This is a genomic window from Paenibacillus sp. L3-i20 (genome assembly GCF_022180385.2).
Classification (GTDB): Bacteria; Bacillota; Bacilli; order Paenibacillales; family Paenibacillaceae; genus Pristimantibacillus.
The window spans coordinates 2,136,702-2,163,102 of sequence record NZ_BQME02000002.1 but is presented as its reverse complement, the minus strand read 5'-3'; the positions used below and the strand labels follow the sequence as shown (position 1 = coordinate 2,163,102).

At 41.3% G+C, this 26,401-nt stretch carries 27 protein-coding genes; 20 read left to right on the top strand and 7 right to left on the bottom strand.

Features of this window, described 5'->3' with window-relative positions; all coding sequences use genetic code 11:
• Positions 1-21 precede the first annotated feature (21 nt).
• The gene (locus MFF31_RS23780) at positions 22-804 is read left to right on the top strand and encodes an SDR family oxidoreductase (protein WP_238191598.1); all 783 of its coding nucleotides are present in this window, start codon (positions 22-24) and stop codon (positions 802-804) included.
• Positions 805-879: 75 nt separating this feature from the next.
• On the opposite strand, the gene MFF31_RS23775 is transcribed toward MFF31_RS23780, so the two are convergent.
• Positions 880-1,125, bottom strand: coding sequence for a NifU family protein (locus MFF31_RS23775; protein ID WP_238191597.1), 246 nt, complete (start codon positions 1,123-1,125; stop codon positions 880-882).
• Positions 1,126-1,217: 92 nt separating this feature from the next.
• On the opposite strand from MFF31_RS23775, the gene MFF31_RS23770 reads away from it, so the two are divergent.
• Positions 1,218-1,490 (top strand): YuzB family protein, encoded by a 273-nt coding sequence (locus tag MFF31_RS23770; protein ID WP_238191596.1) that lies wholly within the window; start codon positions 1,218-1,220, stop codon positions 1,488-1,490.
• A 29-nt stretch (positions 1,491-1,519) separates the two neighbouring features.
• On the opposite strand, the gene MFF31_RS23765 is transcribed toward MFF31_RS23770, so the two are convergent.
• Positions 1,520-2,587, bottom strand: coding sequence for an NAD(P)/FAD-dependent oxidoreductase (locus MFF31_RS23765; protein WP_238191594.1), 1,068 nt, complete (start codon positions 2,585-2,587; stop codon positions 1,520-1,522).
• A gap of 63 nt (positions 2,588-2,650) precedes the next feature.
• Positions 2,651-3,754, bottom strand: coding sequence for an aminofutalosine synthase MqnE (gene mqnE / locus MFF31_RS23760; protein ID WP_238191592.1), 1,104 nt, complete (start codon positions 3,752-3,754; stop codon positions 2,651-2,653).
• A 260-nt stretch (positions 3,755-4,014) separates the two neighbouring features.
• On the opposite strand from mqnE, the gene erpA reads away from it, so the two are divergent.
• The 10 genes from erpA to MFF31_RS23710 all read left to right on the top strand — a co-directional run bounded on the left by erpA (position 4,015) and on the right by MFF31_RS23710 (position 12,851).
• Entirely contained in the window at positions 4,015-4,377 is a 363-nt protein-coding gene (erpA, locus tag MFF31_RS23755; RefSeq protein ID WP_238191590.1) for an iron-sulfur cluster insertion protein ErpA, read from the top strand.
• Between the two features lie 256 nt (positions 4,378-4,633).
• The gene (locus MFF31_RS23750; RefSeq protein WP_375541351.1) at positions 4,634-5,197 is read left to right on the top strand and encodes a DoxX family protein; all 564 of its coding nucleotides are present in this window, start codon (positions 4,634-4,636) and stop codon (positions 5,195-5,197) included.
• On the top strand, positions 5,194-5,496 hold the full coding sequence (locus MFF31_RS23745) for a hypothetical protein (RefSeq protein WP_238191588.1): 303 nt from the start codon (positions 5,194-5,196) through the stop codon (positions 5,494-5,496). Before MFF31_RS23750 ends, MFF31_RS23745 begins: the two co-directional genes overlap by 4 nt.
• A 161-nt stretch (positions 5,497-5,657) precedes the next feature.
• Positions 5,658-6,089, top strand: a complete 432-nt coding sequence (locus MFF31_RS23740; RefSeq protein ID WP_238191093.1) for an HTH domain-containing protein — start codon at positions 5,658-5,660, stop codon at positions 6,087-6,089.
• Between the two features lie 20 nt (positions 6,090-6,109).
• Positions 6,110-6,991, top strand: coding sequence for an IS3 family transposase (locus tag MFF31_RS23735; RefSeq protein WP_309296704.1), 882 nt, complete (start codon positions 6,110-6,112; stop codon positions 6,989-6,991).
• A gap of 373 nt (positions 6,992-7,364) precedes the next feature.
• The gene (locus MFF31_RS23730) at positions 7,365-7,907 is read left to right on the top strand and encodes a DoxX family protein (RefSeq protein ID WP_238191586.1); all 543 of its coding nucleotides are present in this window, start codon (positions 7,365-7,367) and stop codon (positions 7,905-7,907) included.
• A 248-nt stretch (positions 7,908-8,155) separates the two neighbouring features.
• Positions 8,156-8,917, top strand: a complete 762-nt coding sequence (locus tag MFF31_RS23725) for a response regulator transcription factor (RefSeq protein WP_238191584.1) — start codon at positions 8,156-8,158, stop codon at positions 8,915-8,917.
• Positions 8,914-9,999, top strand: coding sequence for a sensor histidine kinase (locus MFF31_RS23720; protein WP_238191582.1), 1,086 nt, complete (start codon positions 8,914-8,916; stop codon positions 9,997-9,999). Before MFF31_RS23725 ends, MFF31_RS23720 begins: the two co-directional genes overlap by 4 nt.
• Before the next feature lie 136 nt (positions 10,000-10,135).
• Complete coding sequence (locus MFF31_RS23715; RefSeq protein ID WP_238191581.1) at positions 10,136-10,912, top strand: ABC transporter ATP-binding protein; 777 nt, start codon at positions 10,136-10,138, stop codon at positions 10,910-10,912.
• Positions 10,887-12,851 carry an FtsX-like permease family protein gene (locus MFF31_RS23710; RefSeq protein ID WP_238191579.1) on the top strand — a complete coding sequence of 655 codons (1,965 nt, stop codon included), beginning with the start codon at positions 10,887-10,889 and terminating at the stop codon, positions 12,849-12,851. Before MFF31_RS23715 ends, MFF31_RS23710 begins: the two co-directional genes overlap by 26 nt.
• 174 nt (positions 12,852-13,025) lie before the next feature.
• Here the strand turns inward: MFF31_RS23710 and MFF31_RS23705 are convergent, their stop codons facing one another.
• A complete protein-coding gene (locus MFF31_RS23705; RefSeq protein ID WP_238191577.1) occupies positions 13,026-14,615 on the bottom strand; it encodes a helix-turn-helix domain-containing protein in 1,590 nt (529 codons plus the stop codon).
• Between the two features lie 166 nt (positions 14,616-14,781).
• Between MFF31_RS23705 and MFF31_RS23700 the strand changes: the two genes are divergently transcribed.
• The 4 genes from MFF31_RS23700 (at position 14,782) to MFF31_RS23685 (ending at position 18,842) form a co-directional block, all read left to right on the top strand.
• Entirely contained in the window at positions 14,782-15,357 is a 576-nt protein-coding gene (locus tag MFF31_RS23700; RefSeq protein WP_238191575.1) for a hypothetical protein, read from the top strand.
• A 21-nt stretch (positions 15,358-15,378) separates the two neighbouring features.
• Positions 15,379-16,674, top strand: coding sequence for a stalk domain-containing protein (locus tag MFF31_RS23695; protein ID WP_238191573.1), 1,296 nt, complete (start codon positions 15,379-15,381; stop codon positions 16,672-16,674).
• Between the two features lie 117 nt (positions 16,675-16,791).
• Positions 16,792-17,805 (top strand): FecCD family ABC transporter permease, encoded by a 1,014-nt coding sequence (locus MFF31_RS23690; protein WP_238191571.1) that lies wholly within the window; start codon positions 16,792-16,794, stop codon positions 17,803-17,805.
• On the top strand, positions 17,802-18,842 hold the full coding sequence (locus tag MFF31_RS23685; RefSeq protein WP_238191569.1) for a FecCD family ABC transporter permease: 1,041 nt from the start codon (positions 17,802-17,804) through the stop codon (positions 18,840-18,842). Before MFF31_RS23690 ends, MFF31_RS23685 begins: the two co-directional genes overlap by 4 nt.
• 72 nt (positions 18,843-18,914) lie before the next feature.
• On the opposite strand, the gene MFF31_RS23680 is transcribed toward MFF31_RS23685, so the two are convergent.
• Positions 18,915-20,057 carry a metallophosphoesterase gene (locus tag MFF31_RS23680; RefSeq protein ID WP_238191567.1) on the bottom strand — a complete coding sequence of 381 codons (1,143 nt, stop codon included), beginning with the start codon at positions 20,055-20,057 and terminating at the stop codon, positions 18,915-18,917.
• A gap of 216 nt (positions 20,058-20,273) precedes the next feature.
• Here MFF31_RS23680 and MFF31_RS23675 point away from each other — a divergent pair, with 216 nt between their 5' ends.
• From MFF31_RS23675 to sda, 4 genes are all read left to right on the top strand, one after another.
• Positions 20,274-21,320, top strand: coding sequence for a DUF418 domain-containing protein (locus MFF31_RS23675; RefSeq protein WP_238191565.1), 1,047 nt, complete (start codon positions 20,274-20,276; stop codon positions 21,318-21,320).
• A 72-nt stretch (positions 21,321-21,392) separates the two neighbouring features.
• Positions 21,393-23,558, top strand: a complete 2,166-nt coding sequence (locus MFF31_RS23670) for a DNA topoisomerase III (protein ID WP_238191563.1) — start codon at positions 21,393-21,395, stop codon at positions 23,556-23,558.
• A gap of 90 nt (positions 23,559-23,648) precedes the next feature.
• Entirely contained in the window at positions 23,649-24,320 is a 672-nt protein-coding gene (locus tag MFF31_RS23665) for a YheC/YheD family protein (RefSeq protein ID WP_238191562.1), read from the top strand.
• 408 nt (positions 24,321-24,728) lie between these two features.
• Complete coding sequence (sda, locus tag MFF31_RS23660) at positions 24,729-24,875, top strand: sporulation histidine kinase inhibitor Sda (protein ID WP_309296696.1); 147 nt, start codon at positions 24,729-24,731, stop codon at positions 24,873-24,875.
• Positions 24,876-24,904: 29 nt separating this feature from the next.
• On the opposite strand, the gene MFF31_RS23655 is transcribed toward sda, so the two are convergent.
• Positions 24,905-25,168 (bottom strand): hypothetical protein, encoded by a 264-nt coding sequence (locus MFF31_RS23655; protein ID WP_238191560.1) that lies wholly within the window; start codon positions 25,166-25,168, stop codon positions 24,905-24,907.
• 106 nt (positions 25,169-25,274) lie between these two features.
• A complete protein-coding gene (locus tag MFF31_RS23650) occupies positions 25,275-26,276 on the bottom strand; it encodes an NAD(P)/FAD-dependent oxidoreductase (RefSeq protein WP_282570578.1) in 1,002 nt (333 codons plus the stop codon).
• Between the last annotated feature and the right edge of the window lie 125 nt (positions 26,277-26,401).

Here is a 26,401-nt window from a genome sequence, read left to right as displayed (position 1 = left end):
TCCGGGGGAGGGTGAACACTCGTGGAACTTAAGGGCAGAACTGCATTAGTGACAGGAAGCGCCAAAGGACTTGGTAAACGGACCGCATTGCAGCTCGCTGAACAAGGCTGTAATGTCATCATTAATTATTTGGAAAGTGAGCAAGAAGCACATCAAGTAAAGGCAACGATCGAAGAACTGGGCGTTAAGGCAATAACTGTACAAGCAGATATTACATCGATTGATGGAGCTCATAAGTTAGCTGATGAAGCAGAACGATGGGCTGGCGGAGTTGATATACTCGTTAATAATGCAGGTCCATTTGTCCGTAAGCGGCGTCTCTTCAGCGAATATGATGAAGAAACGATCATTAAGCTGCTTCACGGCAACCTGCTGAGTGTTATGCTGCTTGATCACAGACTTTTGCCTGGTATGCGTGAACGCAGATGGGGAAGAATTATTCATTTTGGCTTTGGACATGCCAATGAAGCTAGAGCTTGGCCTCATCGTGCGGTGTATGCAGCAGCAAAAACGGGATTAGTTTCCTTCACGAAGTCTTTAGCTGTTGAGGAAGCACCGTTTGGTATAACCGTTAATTTAATTGGACCTGGAGATATTAGAGGCATTAACAAGGAAAGATCGATCGAGGATGTTGAAGCAGATTATGATGCTGAGACACCTATGGGTAGACCCGGTGTAGGAGAAGATGTAGCCCGAGTCATATTGTTCCTATGCGAAAATAAATCTAATTTCCTAACGGGCAATGTGATAGATGTTACCGGTGGCTTTGATCCAATTAGAGCCAATATTAAAGGAATGTTCTAATATTGTTTACAAAAAAAGAGTCTTATCCGGGGAGGAGGAAGCTAGGCTTCCCCTCTGGATAAGACTCTTTATGTGTTAGAATACTTGAACGACTTCGATTACGCCATCTACTTCTTCAAGCAACGCACGCTCGATACCAGCCTTAAGCGTGATCGTGGAGCTTGGGCAGCTTCCGCATGCACCCACTAGACGAAGTTTAACGATGCCGTCTTCAACATCTACCAATTCAACGTCGCCGCCGTCCCGCTGCAGGAATGGACGAAGCTTATCAAGAACGTCTAAAACCTCATCATACATTGTATCTTGAACCTGTTCACTCATTGCAATCAACTCCTTTCTCCCCTATTATAGTACAAAGTGAAGCAATTGAAAATGGATCGTAATCCGCAATTATAAAAAGTAAGGTGATTCTTATGTTCAAACCAATGATCGAGTTTTGCGCCAGCAATATGCACCATGGTACTGATCGGATTATGAACCGATTAGAGCAAGATGAATCTTTTGAAGTAATCGAATACGGATGTCTTGGCAATTGCGGCGAATGTTATTTAAAACCGTTTGCTTTAGTTGAAGGAACAATTGTAGCTGCCGATTCCGTAGATGAACTTGATGAGCTGATACTTGTAGCTCTCAAACAACAAGAATCGGATAAAGAAGCGCTAGATAGGCTCATTGATGACTTGTAAGCAAGAGCATATGCTTAAGTTACATTCAATTAACCTAGATGTCTCTTAGAGCGCCATAATATACCACTCTTCACAAGTCGGGGCACTCTGCCTAGAATTGGAGTGCCTCCCATTATACCGAAGCCGCTTTTTTTGCCGAGCGAGCCAAGAACACCTTTTAACTTTATTTGGCCAAGCTTTGGAGTCTTATCATTCCAAATGGCATGAAGTACTTCAGCAATTTGTTTTCCTTGGGCTCCAGCAGCCTGACCGCTTGGTGAAAGCGACAATGCAGCACAATCACCAACAACATAAATATTAGTAAAGTCCGGAAGCTGATGATAATTATTAATAATTAGTCGACCTTGAGAGTCTTTTGGGAGGTCGATGCGTTGAACGAGTTCAACTGGCTGGATACCTGCTGTCCAAACGGTTACATCTGTATGGAATGAGCTTGACGTAGCGGAATTATATAAAATTCCTTGTTCCAAGCGAGATAAGGAAACCCCGCCCCACATTTCTACCTCATGCTCTGTAAACCATTCTGCTACGTAATCTTGAAGTCTGCCTGGAAAAGAGGACAGCACCTTCGAACCTCTGTCTATAATACGGATATTAAGATCAGGACGGCTCTCACGAAGCTCGGATGCGACCTCTACGCCACTAAGTCCGCCACCTACGATAGAAACTTGTCCGTATGGTTTAACGTCGTTAAGCAGCGCATAAGTTCTTCTTGCAGCAGAGAACGTTTGGATACTCGTCGAGTATTGTTCTGCCCCTTCAATACCATGGTACTTATCGGTACATCCAAGTCCAATAACAAGCCAGTCATAAGAAATCGGATCTTGCCCTTCTAGCATGACAAGCTGCGCTTCTTTATCAATCTCTGTAATCTCACCATAAGTTAGTTGAACACGTGGATCAGATGGAAATTTTACACGCAACTCTAGGTCGGATACTGTGCCCGCTGCAAGCGCGTAATACTCTGTTTTCAAACCTTGGAAAGGCATTCGATCAATTAATTCAATCGTAATATCACTCGGCAGTTGTTTTTCTAACAGTTCATTTACAATAGCAGCTCCGCCGTAGCCGCCTCCTAAAATGACTAATTTTCTCATTGGTTTCCCAGCTCCACGCTTCGTGATGTTGGTAGTAGGTTGTGCCTACTGCCGCTTGTTTAATCATTCGTAAATTTTGATCTCATTGTAGAAAGTATCACGTTCAACAGGTATTCGTCCAGCACCTTTTATAAGCCAAATCAGATCTTCGCGAGTAATGCCTTCTGGAGTTAATGCTCCAGCTGCATGGCTGATCTTTTCTTTAACAATTGTTCCGTGCGCATCAGAAGCACCCATAGTTAATGCTACTTGTGTAAGCTGAACGCCGATGTTGATAAAGTAGGCTTTAATATGTTGGAAGTTATCAAGCATTAATCGGCTAATTGCAATCGTCTTCAAATCCTCGAATGCTGAATTGCGCCGCCTAATGCCAGCTCTCGGATTTATCGGTTGCATAGAGAGCGGAATGAATACCAAGAAGCCATTTGTTTCATCCTGAAGTTCACGAATATGAATCAAGTGACGAATTCGATCCTCTTTTGTTTCGATTGATCCATACAACATCGTTGTATGAGTGCGAAGCCCTAATCCATGAGCTGTGCGATGTACATCAAGATATTGGGAAACATCTGCTTTATCAACACGCATTTTTTTGCGATAATGATCGGACAAAATTTCGGCGCCGCCACCAGTAAGCGACTCTAGTCCAGCTTTCATAAGCTCCTGTAATACTTCCTTGTAGCTAAGTCCGCTAATGCGCGAGAAGAAGTCGATCTCTGCCGCAGTATATGCCTTCAACGTGACATCCGGATAATGTGCCTTCAGCGCTTTGAGAGAATCTACATAATATTGGAATGGAACATGGGTATTATGTCCACCAACAATATGGAACTCACGAACACCTGGATGGAAGTGCTGCTCCACATATTGGATCATTTGTTCACCAGAAAGCGTATAGGAACCAGCTTCACCCTCATCTTTACGGAAATTGCAGAAAGCACAGTGTGCTTCGCATACGTTAGTGAAGTACAGACTCATATTTTCGATAAAATAAACCTTTTTACCGTTTTTGCGCATTGCGACTTCGTTCGCAAGTTGACCAATCGTAAGCAAGTCGTCGGACTCGTATAGGAAAACGCCATCTTCCAAAGTCAATCGCTGACCATGACGCACTTTTTCGATAATATGTTGCATACGGTTTTCCTGTGTTGGTAAAACAACGTTCATGGAAAAGCCTCCTTCATATCATTGTGGTACGTTACAGGTTAGTTTGTGAAAAAAATAACTTGAAATAACGTTTTAATAAGCTCTAACTATTATAAACCTCACACGTAACTCGGGCAACAAGAAAGTCATACAAGTTAGTGCGAAGAAGGTAAGCGTGGATGAAATCTAGCTAGAGACCAATTAGCTTGAGGAAGTAAGCAATGTGGAGTATACTATGGATAAGTAAGTGAATGATTGAGTAACGGATGGAGGGATGTAAATTGATCACAATTAGTGAACTAGCATCTGAAAAAATAAAAGAAATGTTGGAGCAAGAAGAATCACCCGATCTTTTCCTGCGTGTTGGTGTTAAGGAAGGCGGTTGCAGTGGATTTTCCTACGGTATGGGATTTGATGATGTGCAGAACGAAGGAGATCAACTACTAAGCCAAGAAGGTCTAAAGATCGTTGTCGACGGCGACAGTATTAAATATTTGCATGGCCTAGTTATTGATTATAAAGAGTCTGCTATGGGCGGCGGTTTTACGATTGAGAACCCAAATGCAAGCGCAACATGCGGATGTGGATCTTCATTCCGTACAGCAGTAGACGCAGGAAAGCCTTCAGAGGCTGGCGAGTGCTAGTATAGAATGGAATACTCCTTACATGGACGATGTGTAAGGAGTTTTTTTTCATTGATGATACGATCTTCAAATGGTGTATTCAGGACATCAATAGTATTGTTACAGTAATTTTGGAGCACGATATTTACTAGTACCGAGCCTAAGCGAGCTGTCTACTCTATTTATTTTGTTGATAAATTGTAAGTGTGATTTATATCACATCCATCATTTATGTTCCCGTATATACTTGGGACATAAACAGAAGGAGTGATGACAGATGTTAATGAACACATGGAGAAACAATCGCTACATAGCGGGATTAATTACAATTGTACGGATTGTATTAGGATTTCAGTGGATGTCGGCTGGATGGAATAAAATTACTGGTTCCGAATCGTTTGATGCAGGCGGCTATTTAACTCATGCGATTACAAAGCCAGTTATGGATAAAGCAACAGGGGAAGCGATATATCCAACCTATAATGCATTTATCGAACATCTCGTTTTGCCAAATGTGAAACTTATTAATATAATTATCCCATGGGGAGAATTTTTAGTTGGGCTTGGTTTAATACTTGGAGCCCTTACAGTAACGGCAGCGTTTTTCGGCATTATGATGAACTTCATGTTTTTGTTTGCCGGAACAGTTAGTAGCAATCCTTGGTTGTTGTTTTTAGGTATTCTCGTTATGACTGCTGGTGATAACGCAGGCCGCTATGGAGCTGACCGTTATGTACTTCCATGGTTAAAAAGAAATGTTGGAGTAAAGCTTATAAAGAAGAAAAACAATGGGGTTGGAAGCAGTGATTCTAAAGCTAGAGGAGCAACAGACAATCTATGAGAGAATGTATCTTCCACTTTAAAGTAATTAGAGGCAATAGTACTAAGGAGCTGCGGGCATTAATTATGCTGAAAGAGGACAAGGCTCCAACGATTACAGATTTTATTGAAGCATTCAAACAAATCGGCTATAACGTTAGATTAGAGAATGAGCAAGAACTTATCTTCGCTCCAGCAGGTGGAGAAGACTATAAGCTTGATGTTACTCGAATCGAAATAAAAGGTGAAGATGGGGAGAAGGAGCAGCATGATGGAGAACTTAAATCCATTGTCGAAAATCTGATCCGCACTAAATGGTGATTTTGTTTGCGAACAAGATCAAAATTTCTAATATATAAATAGGAAACAGCCATTGTAAAAATTTGAACTGTGACCCACAAGAAAGACACTTTAAAAAAAGTGCCCTTCTTGTGGGTCTTTTATGTTTTAATCAGAGTAATGGTGAGGGGCGGAATGAAAATATGAGGAATTTGAATCGTAAGTTATTCACTGAAGAGAATAGGAGAAGATTAGAAGCGAATCCGAATGTACAGCATGTATCGGAGACAAACATTGCATACACGCCTGAGTTTAAACTCTCTGCGTTAAGGGCCTACCAAGAAGGGGAAACACCTGTCGAGATATTCCTTAAGGCTGGCTTTGACCTGAGTCTCATCGGTCACAAAAAACCCAAGAATAGTTTAAAACGCTGGCGCGACATATACGCGAAGTTTGGGGAATTAGGGATTCAAGAAGATCGGAGAGGTAAAGGTAGTGGTGGACCAAGGCCCACCACTGACTTGTCTGCAGAAGAAGAATTACACAGAGCGAGAGCCAAAATTAAATTATTAGAAGCTGAGGTAGACTTTCTAAAAAAGCTAGAGGCGCTCGAACGGCAGAAAAAGAAACGTTAACACCTTCCGAGCGCTATGAGATTATTAACCATTCCATCCGAACGCATGGGCTACAGCGTATGACGCGTTTTCTGTGTGAACTTGCTATGGTAAGCACAAGTGGGTATTACAGGTGGGTTAAAGCAGAACCATATCGACAGCTCCGAGCAGCTGATGATGAACAGGACATACAACTCATCAAGCAACACTTTGAAGCATTGCGGGGTAGGGCTGGAGCCCTCGTAATCAAGATGCGTCTGGAGCAAATCAGCGGTGTCATCATGAACCACAAGAAAATTCGTCGTCTTATGCGCAAGTTCAATCTCGTTGCGGAGATCAGACAAGCGAATCCGTATCGGAGAATGGCCAAGGCAACGCAGGAGCATTTGACATGCTCAAATCTTTTGAAGCGTCAGTTTGACCAAGGAGAGCCAGAGAAAGTATTCCTCACCGATATCACATATCTGCGGTATGGAAGCGGCCAATGGGCATATTTTTCGTGTGTAAAGGATGGTGCAACCAGACAAATTCTTGCCGATTACGTCGCTACTACATTAGAGCTACCACTTGTCGAACAAACGATTCATCGCTTGTTGGAACGGCTAGATGGAAATGTTCATCCCGAAGCAATCTTTCACTCTGATCAAGGCATGCACTACACGCATCCTAAGATACAGCTTCAAATCAAGAAAGCTGGATTTAAGCAATCCATGTCCCGTAAAGGTAACTGCTGGGATAATGCTTCGATGGAATCATTCTTTGGGCATATGAAAGATGAGGTTGATTTTAAAGATTGTCAGACTATCAATGAGGTAAGGGCACGTGTAACTGATTACATTGCCTACTACAACTCCGAGCGGTATCAATGGTCGTTAAAAAAGATGACCCCTGACGAATTCAGAGGTCATCTCCTTGCTAGTTAAGACTGAGGGTGTTTATATAAACTGTCTACAATTAGGGTCACAGTTCAATTACGATGGCTGTTTTTTTGTATGAATATAAGAACTCTGATTGTCATATTGTCAACCAGAATAAAAATAATTTTTGTCGATTTTCAAAACATTTATATACAAATGAGTGAAAATTATCTATTCTATTGTTGAGTCAGTAACCGACATTCACGACTAGAGGGGCTCCATCTAACGAAGAAAGGAATGATGCTAATTGTGTAGCCATACAGTTAACCTGGGGAAAGGGGGGAGATAAGGAAGAAGTGGATTCATTTAAAATTATGAAAGCGCTTAACTGGCTCGTCCTAATTGTTCAAATGAGGTAAATAAAAGGGAGTGGTGACGGATGTTAAAGCTTTGGAGTGAATCAGTTTGGACCGCCTGGATAATTACGATAGTAAGAGTTTTATTGGGATACCAATGGTTAACTTCTGGCTGGGGTAAGTTGACTGGAGATACGGCGTTTGACGCATCGGGCTTTATTAAAAATGCTTTATCTAATCCCATTGCAGACAGAGCGACAGGTGATATGTTATATCCAACATATGTTGCATTTCTGGAGCATATAGCTCTCGCAAATATAAAAGTCATAAATATATTAATCCCTTGGGGAGAATTTCTTGTTGGAATAGGATTAATCGTTGGGGCTCTAACATTGACTGCGGCCTTTTTTGGCATATTGATGAACTTTACGTTTATGTTCTCTGGATCTCTAAGTCTCAATCCATATTTATTATTGCTAGGTTTCCTTATTCTCCTTGCTGGAAACAATGCCGGTCGCTTCGGTGCTGATCGATATTTGCTGCCATGGTTAAAGAGTACAGTTGCTCAACGATTTGGCAAACAGAGCAAGTCAAAGGGGATAAGCGTGAATAACGGTAATGTGTAGTTTGTTTTGCTAGTATAACATGAATGAGCAGCCTTCGCGCTACATGCGAAGGCTGCATTTATATTCGCAAAAGATGTAGGATTGTCCTGAATCATTTAACGATTCATTCGACTCCTCTTACAACATTTGCTTATAATACTAAATTAGATGAAGGAGATTTTGTACAAGCTATAAAGATAAGACTTATGGATTTATTAATCTGAGTAATAACCCCATCATAGTGAGACCTTTAGGAGGAGTTAGACATCATGTATCGCGTATTTATAATTGAAGATGACATGAAGATTGCATCGATTTTGAAAAGTAAAATGGAACAATATGGTTACATATCTGAGACAGCGACCCAATTTCAAGAGTTGATGCCTGAACTTCTCGCATTTGATCCGCAGTTGGTGCTTCTTGATATTAACCTTCCGTATTTCGATGGTTATTATTGGTGTAGACAGATTAGAACTCGTTCAAGTCTGCCTATCATCTTTATTTCGGCGCGTTCTGGTGAGATGGATCAGGTCATGGCAATTGAAAATGGAGGGGACGATTATATAACGAAACCTATTCAGCTGGAGCTATTAATGGCGAAGGTGCGTAGCAGCTTGCGAAGAGCGTATGGGGAATACGCTCCTATGATAGGTAATGTTACAACTGAGCAATCAAATAGTGATGGCTATGAGAATCGACAGGATTCATCCGTGCTATCTGTTCATGGTCTTACACTATTTATGAGTCGGAACGAACTGGAATGGGAGAAACGGCGTGTAGAGCTCACGAAAAACGAAGGACTGCTTGCTGAGTGTATTATGAGAAAGCCGGGGCAAATTGTGTCTCGTGAGCAGTTGCTGGAAGCGCTATGGGATGATGTTCAGTTTGTTGATGATAATACGCTAACTGTTAATGTGACCAGACTACGTAAGAAGCTCGAGGAAATAGGGCTGCCGAAAATAATTGAGACGATTCGTGGACAAGGTTATAAGCTCTCTACTGTACCGCTTGGTGAAGGTGAGGAGAAATGAGTAGAAGTGAAAATCGTATGTCCAAAATTAAATTCCTAACAGACCGTTTGTTATATGTATTGTGCTTATTCATCGTTATAGCACTTGCTTGTGCTTTATTTTTTTTGGAAAATGCGCGGTATCCAGGATTTATCGATCTGGGGACAATATCATATTTTGTAGCCCTTTCATTTTTTGTTATCGGGGTATGGCTTTTAGTTGACTATATGAGGCAGCGCTATTATTTCAAGCAAGTGAATGAGGCGATTGAGCGTTCCGATGATTTGAATGGAGCAACAATCGTTCAATCTGTCGTAACTGCTGAACAGAAGCTGGTGTCTAGCTTACTTCAAGAGCAGCATCGAGCTTACTTGAATGAGCTGAACAAATATCGCCGTCAGCAAGAACTCCATAACCACTTTGTTTTACAATGGGTGCATCATATGAAGACGCCTGTATCCGTTGTTGATTTACACATGCAGGAAGCCATTCATGATTTACCAAGCTCGGAGGGGGAGCAGAGGGCTTTAATTAGTAGTATCCAAGAAGAGACAGAGCGAATGACGCGTGGTCTTGATATGATGTTGTACACGGCACGATTGGATAAGTTCGAGCTGGATCTCCATGTGCGAAGAGTAGCGTTACACGAGAAGATACGGAGCGCAATTAATGAGCATAAGCGTTTATGTATAAAACATTCCATCTTTCCTCGGATAGAGGGTGAAGCATGGATGGAGACGGATGAAAAGTGGATATTGTTTGTCATTAATCAACTTATTGGTAATGCGATTAAATATAGTAAAGGCAAACAGGGCAGCAAGCATTTGTTATTCCGTTTAACAACACAAGGTGAAGGAATGGGCACACTTGAAGTCGTTGATGAAGGTATTGGAATAGCTCCACACGATCTTCCTCGCATTTTCGATCCTTTTTTTACAGGGGAAAATGGGCGAACAACTGGTGAGTCAACGGGGATGGGGCTATATTTGACGAAACGAGTTTGTTCTCGTCTTGGACATACTGTTACTGTACAATCCCAGCTTGGTGAAGGAACGACAGTTACTATTCAATTTCAACCCAGTGGTATTCATGTAATGGGATAAAAGCAATCGGGTGACAATAATGTAAGGTTAGCAAGATTAGAATGAAAGGGAAATCGATGGGTTGTTATTCCCCCGCAAGTTTATACTCGGTACATAGAGCCAAACATTATTAAGATTCCGAGGGGGATTACAAAAGATGAGCGTACTTAGTGCACAAGGGATTGGGAAAGTATATAGCAGTAAAGGTAATGTCGTTTATACGGCATTGGAAAATATTGATTTGCAGGTAGAAGCAGGGGAATTTGTTGGTGTTATGGGACCATCAGGGAGCGGGAAAACAACACTGCTTAATTTGCTGGCAACGATTGACCGCCCGACTTCAGGCGTAATTGAAATTAATGGAATCAATCCAACGAAGCTGACTGATAATAAGCTGGCATTGTTTCGTCGCAGTGAATTAGGTTTCGTATTTCAAGATTTTAATTTACTTGATACGTTATCGATTAAGGAAAATATTATTCTCCCACTCGTAATGGAAGGTATGTCTCCGAAATTGATCGAACAAAGACTGAAGCCCATCGTTGAAATGCTACAAATTGCAGCGATTTTGGAAAAACGCACTTATGAGGTGTCCGGAGGCCAGAAACAGCGCGCAGCAATAGCACGTGCGATTATTCATCAACCTTCGCTTGTACTTGCGGATGAACTGACTGGTAATTTGGATTCTAAATCGGCCAAAGATGTAATGGACTCTCTTAAAGAAATGAATGAACGCCTTAAAGCTACTGTACTTATGGTTACTCATGATCCATTCTCCGCCAGCTACTGCCAGCGAATTGTCTTTATAAAAGACGGCAAGTTCTTCTCAGAAATTCGTCGTGGTTCTAATCGTCAGGCCTTCTTCCAGCAAATACTGGATGCACTAAGTGTGTTGGGAGGGAATTTCGATGACGTTCCGTTCGCTCGCACTTAGTAATATTAGGGGCAACTGGCGTTCCTATAGCGCTTTTTTCCTGAGCAGTGTATTCTCAGTTCTCATTTTCTACATTTATGCGGCATTTATTATGCATCCTGATGTATTGAATGGAAATATTATGGCCGCTGAAAAAGTCCGTACGGGGATGCTTTATTGCTTGTACATTATTATCATATTTTCGTTCTTATTTATTTTGTATTCTAACTCTGCATTTCTTAAGACGAGGAAACAGGAGTTTGGGTTATTTTCCTTATTTGGTATGACAAAAGCTCAACTTAGGAAGCTTGTTATTTATGAAAATATTGTCATTTCGATATTGGCGATCTCTGTAGGAATTGGTTTAGGTGTCTTGTTTAGCAAACTCTTTTTTATGGCATTAGCAGCATTACTTGGTCTAGATACAACGATATCCTTTGTTATACCGCTGAAAGCGGTTTGGATGACCGCAGGTGGTTTTTTTACATTATTTATGGTCATATCAGTTTGGACAGTACTACGAATGAGACGTACAGAAATTATCGAGCTTCTAGGTGCATCAAAGCAACCAAAAGGAAAACTTGTTTATTCTCCATGGCTTGTAACTTTAGGTGTACTATGTCTTATTACAGGTTATAGTTTGGCAGTACTTATGACAGTTCGTACATTTGTCATTTTTTCTATGCCGATTTTGATTACAGTTATTGTTGGGACGTACTTATTATTTACACAATTAAGCATTGTGTTGCTGCGAGTTGTACAGAATCGTCATAGTATCTATTACAAAAGAACGAATATGCTCATTTTTGCACAATTAGGTTATAAAATTAAAGATAATGCTCGCATATTGTTTGTAGTATCTATTCTAAGCGCAGTTATAATGACGGCCATGGGTACCGTGTACCTTATGAATATTCAAGGCAAACAAGAAGTAGTGAAATCTGCTCCGTATACAATTAGTTATGTGGAACGTGGCTTGCATACTCAAAAAGTGATTAACCCTGATGAATTACGTAAAATTGTTCAGAATGATGGTCTCAGCATTAAATATGAAGCAAAAGTTATTGGAATTGGATATGAACAATATTCTGTGAAATTTGATAATGGATCTAGAATTGGAACTAACGAGGGATCAGAATATGAGCAACATGCAATGATTATCTCTGTTTCCGATTACAATAAGATGGCTAAATATCAAGGAAAGCAATCGATCATAGTTGAAAGTGGAAAGATGTTGGTTTTATATCCGTACTTTGAGCAAACAACTTTTGGGAGAGGTATTGCTAAGGGGAAAATAAATGGAAAAGAGATAGAAATTCCCGTTACAGACTCATCAAATACGATTGTAATGAACAATTGGATTACATCGAATTCCGTAACTTTTGTAATGGAAGACTTATCGTATATGAACCTTCTTACGAAGGTTTCTGAGGAAGAACAACTTGTATTCTATGGTTATGAGCTGGCTAATTGGGAAAAGGCTGCGCCGACAGTTAATAAGCTTGCGAAGCTAATTCCACAAGAGTTGAAGGAAGAAAGCGATTTTAGCCGTACGGTGCAATTTACTGAGGTGAAGGAAATGGTATCTCTCACTTTATTTATCGGTATGTTCATTAGCTTATTATTTTTTATTGCTGCAGGCAGCATGATTTATTTCAAGTTGTTCACAGAAATCCAAGAGGATCAAGCACAATTCAAGGGATTGTCTAGAATTGGGATGACGAGCAAAGAAATTCGCCGTATTGTAGTCACTCAAATTGGTATAATCTTTTATCTACCATGTATCGTTGGCATAAGCCATGCATTGTTTGCTATGGCGGCATTAGACAACTTAATGGAAACTTCAAATTGGATATACTCTTTTGTTGTAATTGGTATTTATGTTGGTATGCAGACGATCTACTTCCTTCTTGCAAGTAGAAGTTATATGAAAAGTATGATTCGTGGAACTGCAGCCTAACATGCGAGGCGGTCACCCTTTGTAGAGAAATCTACTAGTGGTGACCGTCTTTTTTCTTGCATGCAGATTGTTGCAATAATTTCGTTATAACTCATCATTCTTACTATATTCAGCTTCGATTTAAATCCACTACTTGTGAATAGCGCTTTTTAACATATATATTTTCCTACTCCATTATAATCTTCCGAAGTATCGGAGCATCGCTTTTATCATTTGTTCTCTGCCAATAGGTCCCCATGGATCCCATTCCCTGCTGTCGGGATAATAGACCTGACTGCCTTTGACTGCTCTCAGCTCCTGCCACCTAGGGTCGGATGAAAATTCATTAACATCAGGCTCCTCGCTCCAAATAATTAATATTCGATCGGGATCGAGCTGTACGAGATGATCAAATGCATCATTCATATAGGAACCGTGAGTTACACGTTCATCAGGTTTAAATTGAAGCCGATTGTAAAATAGTTCTGTAAACGCATGATCTCGAACTCCATATAGTCTGCAATTACCTGGAAGAAACCTAACGATAGTCCATTTTCCTTCCTTTGTGACAGGCTCCAGCTTGCGTCTAGCGTCTTGCTCAAGAATGGACATTGCTCTAATTACACGTTCAGCATCCGCCTTTCTATCAAGATGAGTAGCGATTCTGCGGAAATACTGTTCCCAGCTCGTAGAATCATCGATAAAGAAGGCGCTAGCATCTTCACCCCAATGTTTATCGCTGAGATCATCCTTTAATCTCGTTCGAAGGATGAGATCTGGAGATAGTTTAACTATATCGCTTGAACGAATCGGGCTCTCTGCGTTAAGTGCGATTGTTCCATCGAGACGATCATGCAAATAACTAGGAAATCCCGAGGGCGTAGTGAAATAGTTCGGATAACTTGGAGCAGCGATTGGAAGAATTCCTAAAGCTAGCAGGTGGTCTTGCAAAATAAGGCTGCTGACGACTGCTACTTTACGATCTCGTCGCTTCAAAAAGACTGATGGAGATATTCCTTCCGTCTTTTTGAAAACGCGGCTGAAGTAGAGCTCATCTTGATAGCCGACTGTGACTGCAATATCTCTTAAAGCTGCATGTTCATTAGTCATTAGCTCCTTGGCTTTAAGCATACGGAGCTTGGTCATATAATTGCCTGGTGTTAATCCAGTCATTTTCTTGAACGCTCGACAGTATGAACTTGGCGTCATGCCTGCTAATTGAGGCAGTTCACTAATTTGTAATGGCTTGGAAAGTCGCTGCTCCATATAATGTATGGTTGCTTGAATAGAATCATTTACATTTCTGCTTGCTACTCGCTGATGCGCATGCAGATGGAGCAACAGCTCGTAAAGTGTTAGCTGCCTGTGCATGGAACCTAATTCACCGCTAGAACTCATCGCCTGTCGCAGATGTGAAAGAAGTGTATCAGTTAAAGCGGATGCAGCTTGGTGAACGATACCTCCACTATGGAGAAACGATAAGCTGGATACGGCGGCTTGATCTTCATTTAAAAGCGTAACATTGTATTGAACGAGGGTGAATTTAAGAGTGCTGCCAGGGTCTGCCATTAACTCAAAGTTGCTTTCATCCCTATGAATGAAAAAAAATGCTCCCTCGCTGAGAGGACTAGAGGTGTTATCGCCAAAAAACAACATCCCTAATCCGCTATGTACAATTCCAATTGTACTGTTAATAGGTACGAAAGGCTCTGACCGAAAGCCTCCTTTATAATAAAGCGAGTGAAGCGCAACGGGAAAACAAGATTGATAGGTGCTGTTATTCACAGGGACACAGTCCTTTGCAAAAGAAATATAAAAATCTTAATTGATAACTATTATCAATTAAGATTTTAGCAATATTATCGTTTCAGGGCAACTATTGTTTACATAAAGTGGTCGATTGATTTTTTTGTCCATATGAATAAGGCAATATCGTGTATACAAAAGAAATTTGTCGATTAGTACAATAAATGATGAAAATGATTATCATTCACACAAGGCTGGGGGTTGTAAGATCATTATTAATCATTCAGTAAAGAAAAAGGTAGACAGTTACGAAAAACGTAATTTCTCATGGCTGCTCCTGATTCTGACCTTTATTTTATTAACTGGGTGCGGCACATCAAGTTCGGGCAATAAGGAAACAGCATCAGGGAACGTTGCACAGGGGAAGTCTTCTTCTAACGAGAAGGGTGATCCTTTCGCCGATATTGCTCCAGCAGACATAACGGACATGCCTACTGCTTTAAATGATATGTCTAGTCTAATTAAATCGTTCAAGATTGCAGTAGAATCGGACGATAAGGAAGAAGCAGTTCGGCAAGGGGACAGTATGGCAGCGATCTGGAAGGCAATAAGAGAGGAAGTAGCAAGAAATCAAGCAGAGCGCCACGATCAAATTAATAAGGATCTTAGTGAGTTGCTCAAAGTAGTGAAAGAAAAAGAGTTGGACAAAACGCTGCTTGTTGATCTTGATTATTCGCTTTACCAAGGGTTACGAGAAGTAAAACAGGCATTTACAAATTAAAAGGGACAGGTGATTACTAGAATGTTTAATCGGAAGAAATTATTTATTTCTATGTTAAGTCTTGCAATTGTTGTGGCGCTTATACCGGCTACAGCTGCTACAGCAGCAGCTAAAAAAATAAATGTAACGATCGATGGCAAGGCACAAAGCTTTGCTGTTAGCCCGAAAGTTGTAAATGGACGTACGATGGTTCCTTATCGCGCTATATCTGAATCACTTGGCGGTAAAGTTAAATACGATCAAAAAACAAAAAAAGCAACAATCGTTAAAGGAAATCAAACGGTTGAGCTTTCACAAGGCAGCAAAAATGCAAAAATCAATGGAAAAGCGGTTACTCTAGATGCAGCACCAGTTAATGAAAAAGGCAGCCTTCTTGTGCCATTGCGTTTTGTTGGTGAATCACTAGGTGTATGGGTGAACTGGAACAATGGTTCATCAACAGCTGTTCTTGAGACAAAACGTTCTTTCAAACATGAGTTTGGCACAGCACAACTAAACGCTGTTCCGAAACGTGTTGTTGTATTGTACAACGGAGCAGTGGACACTTCCGTAATGTTGGGAATTAAACCAGTAGGTGCTGTTGAATCTATCGTTCAACAACCATTCTATGAGTACATTCGTCCTCAACTAATCGGAACAAAGCTACTTGGTGACGAGCAACAACCGAACCTTGAAGCTATCGTTGCACTTAAGCCAGATGTAATTATTGCTTCAAAATGGCGTCATGAAAAAATTTATGACCAACTTAGCAAAATTGCTCCAACAGTTGTAACTAAAGAGTTCACTGACTGGCAAGAAAGTGTTGACGTTGTTTCCAGAGTAACGAATAAAGAAGATGTTGCTGCTAAGTTTATGGCTAGTTGGAATGCTAGCGTTGCTGACTTCAAAAAGAAATTGCCTGCAGACGTAAAAAACTCAACAGTATCAATCATTCGTGTTAACCCGAATGGTAGTGCACGTGCTTACTACAGCGGTTTTGCTTACTTGATCTTAAAAGATCTAGGATTTAAATCACCTGCTGCGCAAGTGAAATTTGCAGCAGACAAGGAAACAGACATTATCCCAGTTACTTCAAATGAACAAGTTGGATTGCTTGATGGAGATTACATCTTCGACTTTACAACGGATTGGGAAGGCGATGGAGCAATCTACAAACACCAAAAAACGTGGACAAGCAGCGAACTATGGAAAAACCTGAAGGGCGTTAAAGCAGGTAACTACTATAAAGTAAATGCTGTAACTTGGAACTTGTCTGCAGGTCCATTGGCAGCAAAACTTATGCTAGACGATCTTTACTTCTACTTCGGTCTAGAATAGTACAACTGTTTTAACATAATACGTGGATAAAACATGGATTTATAGCATGAAAGAATGGGCCCTCGAGGCTCATTCTTTTCGTGTATATTCATAACCATGAGAGGAAACAGAAATAACATGAGACAATTGACAAATGGGAACGTCTACAGAGTGATTGGTCTATTTATTAGTGTATTTGTGTTAGTTGTAAGTTTTCTATGCAGCATGAAATATGGCTTTCTGCCTATTAGCTGGCAGGACATCATTGGAGCATTCAAAAACTATGACAATACTGATATGGATCAGGTTGTAGTACAAACTTCAAGATTGCCGCGTGCATTAATTGCAGCTACAGTTGGAGCAAGCCTTGCTCTAGCAGGTGCTATTTTGCAGGCAGTAACACGAAACGCAATGGCATCCCCAAGTATATTAGGCATTAATGCAGGTGCTTCAGTAGCAGTCGTTTTCGCTATTACAATATTAAATGTCCGTGACATGAATGTGCTCACTTGGGTATCATTTGGAGGTGCGGCAGTCGCATCAGGTTGTGTGTATGTTCTTGGTTCTTTGGGTAGGGAAAGCTTATCCCCACTGAAGATTATTTTGGCTGGGGCAGCTATGACAGCCCTTTTTTCATCAGCTACACAAGGAATGCTGGTACTGAATGAAAATGGTTTGCAGGATGTCATGTTTTGGCTAGCTGGATCTGTTGGGGGAAGATCGATGGAATCTTTGCTTCCAGTGCTCCCTTATTTATGTATAGGCTGGATCGGAGCAATTCTGATGTCCAGGCAATGGAATGTATTGCTCATGGGTGAAGAATCAGCCAAGGGACTTGGTCAACATATTATTTCCGTGAAAATTATTGCAGCATTGCTTGTTGTACTGCTAGCTGGTAGTGCAGTTGCTGTGTCAGGACCAATAGGTCTAGTAGGAATTATTGTTCCGCATATTGCTAGAAAAGTGGTGGGCCAGGATTATCGGTGGCTCATTCCATATAGTGCTTTGTTTGGTGCAATCTTATTATTGCTTGCTGATGTTGCAGCACGGTTTATATTATTCCCGATTGAAGTACCGGTTGGTCTTATGACGGCAGCAATAGGTGCTCCATTCTTCATCTATCTTGCTAGAAAGGGGATGGTGAAGCGATGAATAGAGGAATTGCGGTTACAGGGCAGAGCACAGTACTAATAAAGCCGAAACGTTCTACGTCGATTTATGTTATTGGATTACTGTTATTATTAGTATTTATTTCAGCTCTTTATTTGATGTTAGGTGAGCGTTTTATTACACCTATGGAAGTATGGAGAGCAATTTTTGGTAAAGGTAATGGGGAACAAATCTTTATCGTACAGACATTACGTTCTCCACGTTTAATTGTTGGCTTGCTTATTGGCGCATCTTTAGCTGTATCCGGTGCGATATTGCAATCGATTGTCCGCAATCCGCTAGCGGCTCCTGATGTTGTAGGTATAACGGGAGGGGCGTCAGCAGGTGCTGTATTATTTTTAACCCGTTTTCCGGGTCTGTTCAGCGTCCATCTACTGCCTATCCCGGCTATGGTGGGTGCATTGATTGCGGCGTTAGTTGTCTATGCTCTTTCTTGGAAGGGCGGTGTCAGCTCTATACGACTTGTTCTTGTTGGTATAGGAGTTGCATCGATTCTTTCGGCATTTACATCGTTCTTGCTGATCTTTAGTCCTATTTACTCTGCGTCATCCGCATACATATGGCTGACCGGAACGATCTATGCAACGACATGGACTAATGTGTTCACGCTGTTGCCTTGGACAGTGGGGCTACTCCTAATTGTTGCTTTAAGTACCCGTCACATTAATGTACAACTGCTAGGTGATGAATTGGCTACAGGTTTAGGAAGTGCTGTGCAGCGTCATCGTTTCTTGCTGCTGCTGCTTAGTGTTGCGCTAGCGGGTTCAGCGGTTTCGATTGGTGGTGTCATCGGCTTTGTAGGACTTATCGCACCGCATATGGCCCGTAAGCTGATTGGACCTGTTATGAGCAGGGTGTTGCCTGTAAGTGCATTAATCGGGGCTATTCTAGTTGTCTCAGCGGATCTCATTGGCCGAGTGGCATTTCTTCCGCTTGATATTCCAGTTGGAGTATTTACTGCAGCAATTGGTGCGCCTTTCTTTATTTATTTACTTTATCGTACACGTAACCAAGGCTAACACTTCCATGTATACATTTAACACAAAAACTGCTCCATTGTCTGTTATGACAGTGGAGCAGTTTTATTTGTTTTAGAGAAAATTTACTTCAATATGAACAACCTCGGAGCGACTTCCGATTCGGATAGGTGGTCCCCAGAAGCCGAAGCCAGATGACACAACCGCATTAAGCTCTTTTATTCGCTTGTAACCCCAATCCAGTTCGAACATTCGTTTCGTTATCAAATGATTTGGCATCATTTGTCCACGATGCGTATGTCCTGAAAGACTAAGGTCGATGCCGTTGTCAGCGGCGGCAATAAGATCTGTCGGCTGATGATCCAGCATAATTAGCGGCAATGAAGGATCTAGTGGAGCAATCAGGTCAGCAATCGATTTTCTGCCATTAGGCCCCAAGCTTGCCGCTACTTTGTCCTTGCGACCAATAACGATAAAGCTATTATCAATGACTGCTGTTTCGTCCATTAATACTCGAATGCCGATAGCTTCGAGTGTTTTTACGAATTCGGGAACCTTTTTGCCGATATATTCATGATTACCTGTCACTGCAAACACACCGAGTGGAGCTTTGAGCTTACTAAGCGTCGCAGACATTCCTTTCTGGAGAAACGGCGTTAGATCATCATCCAAAATATCTCCTGGCAGCAATATGATATCGGGATTGATTTCGTTTACTTTCGAAATCAACCTCTCCAGATGATTGTTACCAATAACCGTACCCAAATGCAGATCCGATGCCATTGCGATACGAAGTGTTTTTCTATTGCCTGCTTGCTTTGATACATTTACTTCATAATGACGAATGACGGGACTCCATGCATTTCTGGAACCTATCGAGAGAAGGACGAGCAAAATTGCGATTACCGCTATTCCCACTCCAATAATATACATTTCTTTAGAAGCACCGCTCGACTTCAACAAAAGTGCCACAATATTTGCTATTGGCAGTAGAAGAACCCCATATTGCAAAATGGCAAACCAATAGGAACCTAACAGCTTGAGTGGTTCAGCGATTGGTCTTAGACGTGTGGATTGTCCCATTCGTCCAAGCAAATAGGCAAGTGCAAGAATGATAACTATGGCAGTATAGGGAATTGACTGTTTCATGCCCGTTAATTCGGAAAGGAAAAGCCAGCCGTTCCAGCCGATATAAGCTGCGAGTGCACCATAGAATGAAAAGAAAGCGGTAATCGTTGCAACGATACGGAAATTCATATGGGGCGTATGCTCCTTCTTAATATAGAAATAATAGTGTTATAAAACTATAGCATAATTGAAGTAGAGTAACCAACTCTGATAGAGTTACTATCTTTTAATCTGTAAAATGAGTTTGATTCTTTCAGTATTGTTGTATGTTTGTAAGGTAAATCGATGGTTCGATTGTACAAATGAAATTAATATTGAGAAATACTTTTGCCTCAGGAGGAAATTATGAAACGTTTTGAAATTAAGGGTCGCATTGATGAACTGGATTTTTTGAGAGGGTTCGCTCTCCTTGGTATTTTATTGCTAAATGTTATTGCACTGCTTGACATTACTACACCATCACCCGATTCGGCTGGAGAGACTTATCAAAAAATGTTGTATCTATTTGCTGAAGCTCGATTTTTTAGCATCTTTTCATTTCTGTTCGGTATTGGATTTTATATGTTTATTTCGAGAGCTAACGCCAAGGGTAGAAATGGCTATTTGCTATTTTTAAGAAGACTTCTTGTATTATTTGGTTTTGGAATTGTTCATTCTTTCTTTCATCCGGGTGAGGCACTAACGATATATGCCGTATGTGGATTGCTTTTGCTTCCAATGTATAAAGTGAAGAGAGAAATTAACTTAATCGTAGCCATTGTGTTGTTAGTTTTGTTTTCAATGATGGGTATTAAAGGTTTATTGCCATTACCCTATATTCTTTTAGGGATTGCCACAGGCCAATTTACATTTATTGAGCAGCTAGCGAAGCACCGTAAAGCAATAATTGTAAGTACGATAATTATTACAGTACTTGCAGCAGCAAGCCTATTTTATCAATATCAATATGCACCTGCGGCTCCGTTTCAGCTCTTTATACTGGAAGGAACCAATGATCCCATTATGGAACAGGCGTCAACTTATATGAAAATAGGTGTATGGAACAGTTCGCTAGTAACCTTTGCGTACATCGGTATTCTACTTGTACTCCTGCAAGCAGAATGGATTCGCAAATTGCTAAAGCCATTGCAAGCATTGGGGAAGATGGCACTTACTAACTATATCGGACAGACGGTACTCGTATTGATTGCTGGCCATTGGATGAATTTATTTAAAAGTATTGGACTCATGGAGTCGTTATCATTGTGTATAGGGATACTTGTTTTTCAAATGTTATTTAGTGTAATTTGGCTGAAGTATTTCGTAATGGGGCCACTTGAATGGATATGGCGAGCGGCAACCTACTTTCAATGGCCTCCCCTCCGTCGACAGAAACAAAAGTTGAATGGATAAGGTCAGCGTTGCATGGGTTATTTGCTTGTGGTATCTTGTCCCTAGCGCAAGAAGATTGGGGAGAAGATCGTAATGAAAGTACTAGTATTGGCAGAAAAACCAAGTGTTGCGAAAGAAATTGCAAGAGTGCTTGGCTGCGTAACGAAACAAAAGAGTTATTTTGAAGGGCCAAAGTATGTTGTTACTTGGGCACTTGGACATTTGGTCACATTAGCAGAACCAGAAGATTACGATGTGAAATTCCGTACATGGAATTTGGAGGATCTTCCACTGTTGCCTAATAAGATGAACTTAAAGGTGATGAAAGAAACTTCTCATCAATTCCGAGCAGTGTCACAGCTTTGCAAACGAAGTGATATCAGTGAGCTCATTATAGCGACTGACGCAGGTCGCGAAGGTGAACTTGTTGCACGCTGGATTATGGAGCTAGTTAATTGGAAAAAACCGTTTAAGCGACTTTGGATATCTTCACAGACTGATCAAGCGATTAAAGAAGGTTTTAAGTCCGTTAAACCAGGTAAGGACTATGACCATCTTTATGCATCCGCAGTATGTCGAGCAGAGGCAGATTGGCTAATTGGTCTTAATATGACAAGAGCGCTCACAGTGAAATATAATGCGCAATTAGCAGCAGGCCGCGTACAAACTCCAACGTTATCTATGCTAATGGTTAGAGAAAATGAGATTGGCCAGTTTCAATCACAGCCATATTGGACCATTGGCGCTAGCTTTGGTGGATTCACGGCACAATGGCGTCAGAAGGATGGTCATGACGGCAGGTTATGGAGTCGTGAGGAGGCGGATAAGGTTGCTCTGAGAGCAAGCACAGCAGGTAATGCTGTAGTTGAGAAGCTGCGTACTACGGAGCGGTCACAACCGCATCCTGAGGCCTATGATCTCACTGAGCTGCAACGTGATGCGAATAAACGCCTTGGCTTCTCTGCCAAACAAACGTCCAACGTTCTGCAAAAGCTATATGAGCAACATAAAATCGTTACTTATCCGAGGACAGACTCCAGGCATTTAACAAGTGATATGGTCTCTTCGTTAAAGGGACGACTAGAAAGTGTTGCAGTAGGGCCTTACGCCCCTCTAGCTCGTAAATGTCTCCGGTCACCGTTGCAAATTACGAAACGAATCGTCGACGATAGCCGGGTAAGCGATCATCATGCTATTATTCCAACGGAACAATATGTGAATTTAAATGCACTTACTAACGAAGAACGACGATTATATGATCTTATAGTCCGAAGATTTATTTCTTTATTCTATGGACCCTATCGATATGACGAAACGAGTGTCACTCTACTTGCTGGTGGGGAACGCTTTTATGTGAAAGGTAAAATGGATAAGGATATCGGTTGGAAGGAGCTGTACCAAGGGGGCGGTGAGTCGCTCTATGATGAAAATGATGAGGAAGCTGAAGGGAATGCTGACATAGCTCAAGCTGAACGTCAGCGATCTCAAACGTTACCATCTATTCAAGAAGGTCAGTCATTAACACTAAAGCAATCAGCAGTTAAGGAACTTCGCACACTGCCGCCAGCACGATATACAGAAGCAACGTTGTTAACACAAATGGAGAAGCACGGACTTGGCACTCCAGCAACGCGTGCCGACATTATTGAGAAGTTGCTAGCTACGGATACGATTGAGAGAACAAGAAATACATTAGCGCCTACAGGGAAAGGGAAGCAGCTTATCGAGCTAGTGGTAGAAGAACTTCGCAGTCCTGAACTGACTGCTCGCTGGGAAAGTGAGCTGGAGCGGATTGCCAAAGGTAAGGGAGATGCTGCAGTATTTATGCGGGGTATCCGCGAACAAGCGATAAAGTGGGTCGCTGAAGTAAAAAGAGAAACAAAGGAATACAAACCGCATAATTTGACCGGCTCTATTTGCCCTGATTGCAGTAAGCCATTACTTGAAGTTAAAGGGAAGCGGGGCAAATCGCTTGTATGCTCTGACCGAGAGTGTACCTATCGCAGAGCAGCTGAGCCAGTTTTGCTCAATAAGCGTTGTCCACAGTGCCATAAAAAAATGGAGATGCATACGGGTAAAGCTGGCAAGTATGCGCAGTGCAAGCCATGTAACGTAATTGAAATGCTCGGCGACAAAGATGGAAGTCGGATTAATCGAAGGGAACAGCAGAAGCTTGTGCAGCAATTTAGTGATAATACACCTATGGCGAACAGTTTAGCTGATAAGCTCAAAGCCGCACTGGAGAAACAATCGGAATAACGTCGCTTGTTATCGACAATCATCCAAGAAGGTTGGCAATTGCCGACATATAGTAAAGGATGATAATAACGATAAAGGAGTGCGGCTAAATTGACTAATCATGACGGGAGGCAACTTGCAAGCAAATGGGCCAAAACGGAGGCGCTGCTTTCACATCGGGCTCTTGTTCCGCATGTACCGCCGACTAGTCATTTTTCATCTTCGCAGCTGCGAAACATGCTGAATACGCACGGCATGGTCGTTATTAAACCAGTAGTTGGAACAGGCGGCAACGGCGTTATTAAAGTAGAACGATCCGGATTTGGGTTTACGTATACATTCAAGGAACGATCTGTGCGATTTACAAGTTTTGAAGGATTAGTAACGGCTCTGCGTAGTAGGATGGGTAGACGGAATTATTTGATCCAAAAAGGAATAGCCCTGGCAACTGTGAACGGTCGCCCGATCGATTACAGAGTTAAATATGTAAAGACATTTAAAGGCTGGGAATATCGTTCCTTAGTTGGTCGAATAGCCAAGCGGGGACTATTTGTTACTAATCTAAGCCAAGGCGGAGATTTGGTTCTTGCGGGACAAGGTATTCGAGCTTCCTTAGGGCATGCTTACGTGAAGGAGAAGAAACGTAAGATGAGGGAGTTAACGGTCATTTCTACAAGAGTTTTAGAGCAGAGATTTCCGGGAATCTCACATTTAGGTTTTGATTATGGTATTGATAGGCAAGGGAAAGTATGGATCTTTGAAGTGAACACGCGGCCTCATTGATGAAATGTTGGTATATGGGACGCTAGATATCGGCACTGCGATGTATAAAGTAGGATCATCTTGTTAGGTCTTAGTGACCAGAGATGATCCTATTTTTAATGAAAGAGCAATGCATACGCTTGCGCTTAGGTACAATGTATGAGGTTAAGCTACTTAATGACGTTAAAATATTCCATTAATAGGGATGGGAAATGCTATTAAAGTTTTTTATTGATTTTTGAAGTTAAAAGGATGTGGATAACCATATCCACATTATCCACGCTGTCAATGCTCGTTATTCTAAATGTATGCACAGTTCATACACAATGTATCCACATGCAGGTGTGCATAATGCCGCTGGTTGTTTAGGTTCTACTTTGCATGATACACTAAAAACTGTAAATATAAGGGCAGTTGGAAGGAGGGGACATGATGGATCATCTATCAGATGAACTTCTCGTTGATACCTATTATGCAGCTATAGAATTTAAGCTGGAACCGGAGTTTATACGTATGTTAGCGATAGAGTTAAAACGTAGAAACGTCGATTTATCCGCTCAAAGACACTCAGCTTAATGTTTAATATTAACGTTATTGATAGCGTTCTAAGTCAACGTGTTTAAATAACAATGCCAAGTAGAAATAAAAACCTCTCTAGAGGACTGACACTTCGAGCAATAGATGATGTGACAGCAAGAATCCTCTGACTCCATAGCTTCCCGCTGATTTAGATGACCTTCCATAATTTGCTCGTAAGGTGCATAAGGACCAGTCCAATCTGAGATTCGACCACAGTCCGCTTCGTTATCTCCACAAGAAATACAATAACCTTGATAGGATTCAATTCCATTGCAAATGGGACAAAACATAAGGGTATCCTCCTTGGGCGCATATGAGACGAAATCAGTTCGTGATTCCGATTGGCCAAGCTTAGGATACCCTTTTGAATTAAAATATTATTCCAGAATTCATTAATTATAGCTTCATGTTACTGCTGTGACCAGGCGACAACTTCGCAGTAGGATCAACGTATACTTTTGCATTATTAATTGCAGTTGGCGCTTCGCCAAAACCTACGGCAATAAGCTTCAGCTTACCCGGATAAGTAGTAATATCGCCTGCGGCAAAGATGCCGGCAATATTCGTTTCCATACGAGTGTCTACAACGATAGAACCGCCTTGTATTTCAATACCCCACTCTGCGATTGGTCCGAGAGAGGATACAAAGCCGAAATTAACGATAACAGCGTCAACTTCGATATCTGATGTTTCACCTGTTTTCACATGAGATAATGTAACTTTAGTAATTCGGTCATCTCCGTGTAAGGCAGTTATTTCTGTTGGTGTAACAATATTTACGGTCGAGTTCATTAAGTTTTCCACGCTATGTTCATGCGCACGGAATTTATCACGGCGATGAATAAGGGTAACACTTTCAGCAATCGGTTCCAACATGAGCGCCCAATCAACTGCGGAATCTCCACCGCCACTCAAAAGGACCTTCTTCCCATTAAATCGTTGTAAATCTCCTACGAAATAATGAAGGTTTTTCCCTTCGAATCTAGATGCTTCAGGAAGATCTAATCTGCGAGGCTCGAATGCGCCTACTCCAGCTGTAATGATCACAGCTTTAGCATAATGGGAAGACTTATCTGTTTTTACTTCAAATAATCTCTCGTCATGCTTAATAACTTCTATAACTTTTTCTTCTAAGCAAACCTCAGGTTTGAAAAGATTAATTTGTTCTTTCAATCGATCGACTAATTCCTGTGCAGTTACTTTAGGGAAGCCTGCTACGTCATAAATATATTTTTCAGGATAAAGTGCAGCAAGTTGGCCACCCAATTGAGGCATACTTTCAATAATTTTAACCGATGCTTGTCGCATTCCTCCATAGAATGCAGCAAACATTCCTGCAGGACCGCCGCCAATTATAATAATATCAACCGAGCTTATGGTTGTTTCCGTATTTGACAAAGTTAGCACCTCCATTGTATTGAACCTCACCTAACCAATTATAATCTTTCATCCCCGTGGAAGGAAATAATTATATTTAACAATGTTCCAAAGTTTTTTGTATAATTAACTATTGAACTTTTCGT